Origin of the sequence: Microtetraspora sp. AC03309 (genome assembly GCF_020826795.1) — a bacterium.
Taxonomy (GTDB): domain Bacteria; phylum Actinomycetota; class Actinomycetes; order Streptosporangiales; family Streptosporangiaceae; genus Microtetraspora; species Microtetraspora glauca.
Window position 1 is genome coordinate 156,414 of sequence record NZ_JADDIL010000006.1, and the last position, 7,550, is coordinate 163,963.

Consider the following 7,550-nt stretch of genomic DNA (forward strand, 5'->3'; position numbering starts at 1 on the left):
TCGGTGATCATAAATCGTGCCAGGCGGCTGGCCGCACCACTCGTGGCGGCCCTGGCCGGCGCCCTCCTCGTGGCGGCGCCCGCGCCGGCGCGGGCCGCCGAAGGCCGCTACGCCGCCGACATCAGGCGCACCGAATACGGCATCCCGCATATCTCCGCGAAGGACCACGGCGGCCTCGGCTATGGCTACGGCTACGCCTTCGCGCAGGACAATCTGTGCGTCATGGCCTCGTGGGTGCTCACCTTGCGCGGCGAGCGGTCGCGCCACTTCGGCGCGGAGGCGATGTCGGACGACGCCGTCGACCCGGTCACCAACCTGGCCAGCGACGTGTACTACAAGAGCGTCCAGGCGTCGGGCGTGCTGCGCCGGGTGCTCGCCCGCCCCGCGCCCTACGGTCCCAGCGCCGAGCTGCGCGCGCTCGTGGACGGCTATGTCGCCGGGTTCAACCGCTACCTGAGCGACACGGGCGTGGCCCGGCTGCCCGACCCGGCCTGCCGGGGCAAGGAGTGGGTCGGCCCCATCACCGCCACGGACGTCTGGATGAACCTGCTCGACCTCGGCCGCCTGAGCGGCAGCTCCTCGTTCAAGGAGGCCATCGCCGCCTCCGGGCAGGCGGAGAAGCAGGCGGAGAAGCAGGCGGAGGAGCAGAAGGACAAGGAGGCGGACAAGCAGGAGACGAGCCAGCCGAAAGAGAAGATCGCCTCAAAGACGGTGACCGCCCCCGGCAGCAACGCCTTCGCCATCGGGCGCGAGGCCACCCGCGACGGCCACGGCATGCTGCTCGCCGACCCCCACTTCCCGTGGAACGGCAGCCGCCGCTTCTACCAGGTCCACCTGACCATCCCGGGCGTGCTCGACGTGTCGGGTGGCAGCCTGTACGGCACCCCCATGGTCCAGATCGGCCACAACGCGAGCGTGGCCTGGACGCACACCGTCTCCCACGCCCAGCGCTTCACCCTGTACCAGCTCAAGCTGGTGCCGGGCCAGCACACCGCATACCTGGTGGACGGCCGGCCCGAGCCGATGGGCCGGCAGGAGGTGTCGGTCACCGTCCGGGACGCCCAGGGCCAGATCAACCCCGTCACCACCACCCTCTACACCTCCCGGTACGGCCCGGTACTGGCCACCGGCTGGACGGAGGAGACGGCGATCGCCCTGGCCGACGCGAACGCCGCCAACCTGCGCTTCGCCGACGAGTGGCTGGCCATGGGCGCCGCCCGCGACCTGACCGCGCTGCGCCGCGCGCAGAATACGTACCAGGGCATGCCCTTCGTCTACACGCTCGCCACGGACGTCGGCGGCGAGGCGTACTTCGCCGACGCCTCGGTGGTCCCGCATGTCACCGACGAGCAGGCGGAGCGCTGCCGCACCAAGGACGACTCCGAGATGCTCATCCTGGACGGCTCCACATCGGCCTGCCTGTGGGGCAAGGACGCGGACGCGATCGAGCCGGGCATCTTCGGCCCCGCCGCCCAGCCCCGGCTGACCCGCGTCGACTACGTGACCAACGCCAACGCCAGCCCCTGGCTGGCCAACCCGAAGGCCCCGCTCACGAACTATCCGCGTATCTACGGCGACACCCGTACGGAACGGGACCTGCGTACCCGGGTCGGCCTCGACATGATCGCTCAGCGACTGTCGGGCGACGACGGGCTCGGCGCCCCTGGCTTCACGCTGGAGACTCTCCAGCGGACGGCGACGGGCAAGCGCAACCTGAGCGCCGAGCTGCTCCGCCCGGATCTGCGCGCGCTGTGCCGGGCCACGCCCGTGATGACGGCGACCGACGGCGAGAAGGTCGATGTCCGCCGGGCCTGCGCCACGCTGACGGCCTGGGACGGGCGGGCCCGCCTCGACAGCCGTGGCGCGATCCTGTGGCGTGAGTTCTTCCTGGGCCTGAACCGCCCGCAGAGACGGCCCGACGGCACGGTCGTCCCGCCAAAGAGCTGGTGGAAGGTGCCGTTCGATCCCGAGCACCCGCTCACCACGCCGCGCGGGCTCGACACCGGCAACCCGGCGGTGCCGACCGCGCTGGCCGACGCCGTGCAGGCGTTCACGGCCGCCGGCCTCCCGCTGACGCTCACGCCGGGTGAGGCCCAGCGGTACGGCTCCGTCCCGGTTCCTGGCTGCACCGAGGGCGAGGGCTGCTTCGACCGGATCCGCACCGGCGGCTCGCTCAGTAAGGAGGGCCGCTATCCGGACGTCAACACCGGCTCCAGCTTCATGATGGCCGTGGAGCTGACGCCGGCCGGGCCGCGCACCAGGACCGTGCTGACGTACTCGTTGTCGGCCAGCTCGGCATCGCCGCACCACGCCGACCAGACCGAGCTGTTCTCGCGCGGCCAGTGGGTGACGGAACGGTTCACGGAAGCCGAGATCAGGGCGTATCCGCGGCTGACGACGACGTCGCTGCGGTAGCGGACACGCGCACCGGCAGGAGCGTGCGAGGGCCGCGGAATCCCCGCTCAGGCGAGGTTCGGCGGCTCATCGCACCGCTCTTGCCGGCACCCCGTGACGGGAACGCCAGCCGATCATGCCCTATTCTGGCTGTTCCTGATTTGTCGGGCGGATCGCGAATCGCAGGGGGGACATTGACCTCGTTCCTGCGGTCGCACCTGGCGTTCTTCGTCGCCCTCCTCATCGGCGTGGCGCTGCGGGCGCTGGCCGTGTTCGGCTACCGGCCCGCGCTGTGGTTCTGGGCCGACTCGTTCGCCTATCTCAGCTCGGGCCTCGATCTACGCCCGCTGGCGTCCCGCCCGTCGGGCTACTCGCTGTTCCTGTGGCTGCTCAGCCCGCTGCGCGACATCCAGTCCGTGGTGGTCGTCCAGCACCTGCTCGGGATCGGCATCGCCGCCCTCGTCTACGCGGTCCTGCGACGCCGTACGGCACTGCCGGGCTGGGGCGCGGCCCTCGCCGCGGCGCCGGTTCTGCTCGACGTCCACCAGATCCAGCTCGAACACCTGATGATGGCCGACCTGCTGTTCACCTTCCTGGCCGTGGCCGGGGTGGCGATCCTGGTGTGGTGGCCCAAACCGCCGGTGTGGGCCGCGACGGCGGCGCTGTTCCTGCTGGCGCTCGCGACGATCACCCGGACCATCGGGCTCCCGCTGATCGTCATCGCCGCCGCCTGGGTGCTGCTGTCCCGTGCCGGCCGCAGGGCGCTGGTCGCGGGTGTCGCCGCGGCGGCCGTCGTCCTCGGCGGTTACGCGGTCTGGTTCAACAGCGCGCACGGCTCGTACGGCATGGGCGGGAGCAGCACCTGGCTGTGGTCGCGGACCATGACGTTCGCCGACTGCGACAAGATGAACCCCGCTCCGCGCCTCACCGGCCTCTGCCCGTCGGAGCCCCGGCTCGCCGCGCCCGCGTACATCTGGGACGCCGGCTCACCGCTCCAGAAGGTCGGCGCGGGCAGGGAGGAACTGGCCGGGGAGTTCGCCTCGCTGGCGATCCGCAGCCAGCCGCTCGACTTCCTGATGACCGGGCTGAAGGACGCCCTCTGGGCGTTCGAATGGGAGCGCCGGGTCTACCCCTCCCCCGGCCCTCAGAGCGCGTACGTCTTCCCCGAATCGGTGAAGCCGTTCAGCGACAAGATCGCGTCGGCGGGCCGTACCGCCACCCAGCTCACCACGGCGTACCAGGGGTCGCCGGGCGAGACACGCGTCGTCGAGCCCTGGGCCGGGGTGCTGCGCGCCTACCAGCAGCAGGGCTACCTGCGCGGGCCGTTCCTCGCGATCATCCTGCTGATCGGGCTCGGCGGCCTGGCCGCCCGGCGGTGGGCCGTGTCGCTGCCGCTGGCCGCGGCGGCGGCCCTGCTCGTCCTGCCGCCGATGATCGCGGCCTTCGACCACCGCTACGTCGTCCCGGTGGTGCCGCTCGCCTGCCTCGCCGCCGGACTGGCCCTGGGAGCACGGCGCTCAGCGTCGCCGGATGTGCAGCCTGACCAGCGTCGGAAGGTCGCCGCGGCCCACCACGCCGCGAACTCGTGAGACCGCCTCGCGGTTCAGCCGCCCGATCACCTCGGCCGGGTCGGCGTCGGGCAGGAGATCGATCCGGATCCGCATCCTGCGCTCGCCGACCAGCCTGACGTACAGCTTGCCGATGCCTTGGACGCCCTTCAGCGCGACGCCGAGCATGGCGATCCCCGAGCCGGTACGGCTGCCGCACCGCCCCCAGCCGGACGCGATCAGCAACCACCGCGTCGCGACCAGCCCGATCGCCACGGGCAGCAGGATGCCGATCGGGCGCGCCCACGCGTTGTCGGTGAAGAAGCTCAGATCGAGGACCTCGTCCCCGGGACGGTCCCTCGCGGCGAGCAGCATCGTGATGCCACCCGCCAGCAGGGCCACCCCCACCAGGAGGATGCCGACACGATTTCCGATGTGAGAACGCATGGTCAGACCCTCGTCCTGCGCACCCGTACGACGACGTCCTGGCGGCTCTGGACGCCGAGGCCCGCGAGCCGGTCTCCGACGGCGGTGCCGACCGCCCGGAGCAGTTCGCCCGTCCCCTGCGCGCGGGTGATCACCGTCACCTCGATCCGCCGGGGATGGATGCGCACGCGGGCGGCCTCCACCCCTTCGACGCCGCGCGCCGCGCTCGACAACGTCCGGCGCAGGCCGCTCCGGGTGAGGCCGATCACGAGCAGCGGGTCCGTGGTCTCCACGGCGATGAGCCGGGGGCGGCCGGGGATCAGAGCGAGGGCCACCAGGAGCGCTCCGGTGACGACCATCGCGCTGGCCGCGCTGCGGATGACCGGATCGCCGAGGGTCAGCGACATCAGACTGCCCAGCCGGGGGTCCGCGGGGGCGCCGAACAGGCCGCCGATGGCCACGGCGAGGACGGTCCACGACGACGTGGCGAGCAGAGCGGAGACCACGATGCCCGCGGGTGTCCGCCCGGGGCGCAGGGCGCGGATCGCGTTGCGCCGCAGCGTCCGCTGTTGGGTCCGCACCGCCGCGGCCGGGGAGGCCGCGAGGATGTCCTCCACGATGCTCATCAGGCCGATCACCACTTCCCGTGTACAGGCATGCTCACGTGCCTATGGGTACACCGCAAAAGATCTCGGGGGGACGCGCACCACTCCTTCGACCGGATCTTGAAGGTGCGGCGCCGCAAAATTTGCCCGGCGATTAATATGAACGCCACTCATATATTTCGCCTCGGCGGCATTAAGCTGCCCATATGGACGACCGAGAGCGCCTGGACCGGGCCACCGCACACCTGGAGGCGCCGTTCGCGGTGCTCGACCTCGACGCGCTGCGGCTGAACGCCGAGGGCATGGTGCGGCGGGCCGGCGGGAAGCCGATCCGGGTGGCCAGCAAGTCGATCCGGAGCCGCCCGATCCTCGAACGTGTCCTGGCGATGGACGGATTCGCCGGGATCATGGCGTTCACGCTCCCGGAGGCGCTCTGGCTGGTCTCCACCGGCATGCGCGACGTGCTCGTGGCCTATCCCACCGCCGACCGCGCGGCCATCCGCGCCCTGGGCGCCGATCCGGTCGCGGCCCGGGAGATCACGGTGATGGTCGACTCCCCCGAGCACCTGGATCTGCTCCAGGGTCAGCCCCACCAGATCCGGATATGTCTGGACATCGATGCGGCGTTCGTCGCGTTCGCCGGAAAGCTGCGCGCCGGGGCGCTGCGCTCCCCCCTGCGTGAGCCCGAACAGGCCGCCGAGATCGCGGCCGAGATCGCCAAGCGGCCCGGCCTCCGGCTCGCCGGGCTCATGGCGTACGAGGCGCAGATCGCCGGGGTGGGCGACAAGATCCCCGGCCTGTACGGCAGGGCGGTCCGCTGGATGCAGGCGCGGTCACGCCGCGAGCTGATCATCCGGAGGGGCCGGATCGTGCGGGCCGTACGCCAGGTGGCCGACCTGGAGTTCGTCAACGGCGGCGGCACCGGCAGCATCGAGAAGACCGTCAAAGAGAAGGCGATCACCGAGGTCGCGGCCGGATCCGGTTTCTTCCACCCGCGGCTGTTCGACTTCTATCGCAACTTCGAGGGGCATCCGGCCGCGCTGTTCGCCCTGCCCGTGGTGCGCAAGCCCGCGGCCGATGTCGCGACCGTGCTCGGCGGCGGCTACCACGCCTCCGGGGCGCCCGGACCGACCCGGCTGCCGCAGCCATACCTGCCCGCCGGCCTGCGGTACGACTCCGACGAAGGGGCGGGCGAGGTGCAGACCCCGCTGCTCGGCGACGCCGCCTCCGACCTGCGCGTCGGCGACCGGGTGTGGTTCCGCCACGCCAAGGCCGGCGAGCTCTGCGAGCGGTTCGCGACCCTGCACCTGATCGAGGGCGACCGGGTGGTCGAGGAGGTGCCCACCTACCGGGGCGAGGGGAAGACCTTCCTCTGACCCGCGGGCCCGATGACCGGGTGGGAGGTCGGCGATGACCGGGCGGGGCGGTCAGCTCCGGTTGCGGCGGCGCAGCAGGAGAACGGTCGCGCCGACGACGAGCGCGACACCCATGGCGATGAGAACGGGGCTGATGTCCCGGGGCGCGTACTCGTCCCAGACACCGGCCTCGCCCTCTTCACCGGGCCTGACATGACGATGCTGAGCGCCCCCCACGAGACGCTCGGCGTTGGCCTTGACCTTCGCCACGCTCCGCTCGGCCACGCGCTTCGGGCTCACACGGTCCGCGATGGCGTCGACCGTACGAGCCAACTCCACCCGCGTACGCTCGATCTCCCGCTCCAGCGCATCGGGATCGGTCTCCGCCATGGCGACCCCCTCCTAGGTACTCGTGTCCGATCAGTCTGCCAGCTCGCGGGGCCGCGCCGCGCAGCGGCCGACCCGGTAGTTTGATTAGCGCCTACCCGCATCCGCACGGGTCACCCCCGTGGCACACGAAGCATGGGCTTTTCCGTCCAATAGCAGGAGGACTTCATGAGCAGGCTCGAGCCCGGCGACGCCGCGCCGGACTTCACCCTTACGGACGCCGACGGGAACGACGTGTCGCTCGCGTCGTTCCGCGGCACGCGGGTCATCCTCTACTTCTACCCGGCGGCGTTGACGCCCGGCTGCACCAAGCAGGCATGTGACTTCCGCGACAACCTGAACGCCCTGACCGGCCACGGCTTCGCCGTCCTCGGCGTGTCCAAGGACAAGCCCGCCAAGCTCCAGCAGTTCCGCGAGCACGACGCCCTCACCTTCCCGCTGCTCTCCGACACCGGCCTCGACGTCCACAAGGCGTACGGCGCGTACGGCGAGAAGACCAACTACGGCAAGACGATCATGGGCGTCATCCGGTCCACCTTCGTCATCGACGCGGACGGCAAGATCGAGAAGGCTCTCTACAACGTGAAGGCCACCGGCCACGTCGCCCGCCTGCTCAAGGAGCTCGGCGTCTCCTGATCCGGGGGATCCGGGGGCGCCCCGCCGGTCGCGCACGTCGCGATCCCATACTCGGGCGGGGTCCGAACGTGGGGATGTGCCACATATCACGTGAACATCGGCGAATGTACCGTCACGGGCAAATGTCGGGCCTGTGAACGAGGAGCCGTTCGTGACCCCACTCCCCGACGGCGGTGCCCCGCTGTCCCTCCCCCCAGGAC

General features: G+C 71.2%; 7 protein-coding genes. 4 read left to right on the forward strand and 3 right to left on the reverse strand.

What is annotated here, in order from left to right:
• Positions 1 to 3 precede the first annotated feature (3 nt).
• Together IMZ11_RS05415 and IMZ11_RS05420 are read left to right on the forward strand one after the other, a co-directional pair.
• A complete protein-coding gene (locus IMZ11_RS05415; protein WP_228638071.1) occupies positions 4 to 2,415 on the forward strand; it encodes a penicillin acylase family protein in 2,412 nt (803 codons plus the stop codon).
• A 173-nt stretch (positions 2,416 to 2,588) separates the two neighbouring features.
• Positions 2,589 to 3,983, forward strand: coding sequence for a hypothetical protein (locus tag IMZ11_RS05420; RefSeq protein WP_228638073.1), 1,395 nt, complete (start codon positions 2,589 to 2,591; stop codon positions 3,981 to 3,983).
• Here the strand turns inward: IMZ11_RS05420 and IMZ11_RS05425 are convergent.
• Together IMZ11_RS05425 and IMZ11_RS05430 are read right to left on the reverse strand one after the other, a co-directional pair.
• Positions 3,912 to 4,388 carry a hypothetical protein gene (locus tag IMZ11_RS05425; protein WP_228638075.1) on the reverse strand — a complete coding sequence of 159 codons (477 nt, stop codon included), beginning with the start codon at positions 4,386 to 4,388 and terminating at the stop codon, positions 3,912 to 3,914. The two genes, IMZ11_RS05420 and IMZ11_RS05425, sit on opposite strands and share 72 nt — an antisense overlap.
• Before the next feature lie 2 nt (positions 4,389 to 4,390).
• Positions 4,391 to 4,993, reverse strand: coding sequence for a DUF6286 domain-containing protein (locus IMZ11_RS05430; RefSeq protein WP_228638077.1), 603 nt, complete (start codon positions 4,991 to 4,993; stop codon positions 4,391 to 4,393).
• Positions 4,994 to 5,178: 185 nt separating this feature from the next.
• Here IMZ11_RS05430 and IMZ11_RS05435 point away from each other — a divergent pair, with 185 nt between their 5' ends.
• Positions 5,179 to 6,348, forward strand: a complete 1,170-nt coding sequence (locus IMZ11_RS05435) for an amino acid deaminase/aldolase (RefSeq protein ID WP_228638079.1) — start codon at positions 5,179 to 5,181, stop codon at positions 6,346 to 6,348.
• Positions 6,349 to 6,399: 51 nt separating this feature from the next.
• Here the strand turns inward: IMZ11_RS05435 and IMZ11_RS05440 are convergent, their stop codons facing one another.
• A complete protein-coding gene (locus tag IMZ11_RS05440) occupies positions 6,400 to 6,717 on the reverse strand; it encodes a DUF3618 domain-containing protein (RefSeq protein ID WP_228638081.1) in 318 nt (105 codons plus the stop codon).
• A gap of 165 nt (positions 6,718 to 6,882) precedes the next feature.
• On the opposite strand from IMZ11_RS05440, the gene bcp reads away from it, so the two are divergent.
• Positions 6,883 to 7,350 carry a thioredoxin-dependent thiol peroxidase gene (bcp, locus tag IMZ11_RS05445; protein WP_061259005.1) on the forward strand — a complete coding sequence of 156 codons (468 nt, stop codon included), beginning with the start codon at positions 6,883 to 6,885 and terminating at the stop codon, positions 7,348 to 7,350.
• Positions 7,351 to 7,550: the final 200 nt, after the last annotated feature.

Bases quoted from the DNA above. Each gene is read 5' to 3' on its own strand.
- IMZ11_RS05425 (WP_228638075.1), bottom strand. From the start codon at position 4,388: ATGCGTTCTCACATCGGAAATCGTGTCGGCATCCTCCTGGTGGGGGTG.
- bcp (WP_061259005.1), top strand. From the start codon at position 6,883: ATGAGCAGGCTCGAGCCCGGCGACGCCGCGCCGGACTTCACCCTTACG.
- IMZ11_RS05435 (WP_228638079.1), top strand. From the start codon at position 5,179: ATGGACGACCGAGAGCGCCTGGACCGGGCCACCGCACACCTGGAGGCG.
- IMZ11_RS05430 (WP_228638077.1), bottom strand. From the start codon at position 4,993: ATGAGCATCGTGGAGGACATCCTCGCGGCCTCCCCGGCCGCGGCGGTG.
- IMZ11_RS05440 (WP_228638081.1), bottom strand. From the start codon at position 6,717: ATGGCGGAGACCGATCCCGATGCGCTGGAGCGGGAGATCGAGCGTACG.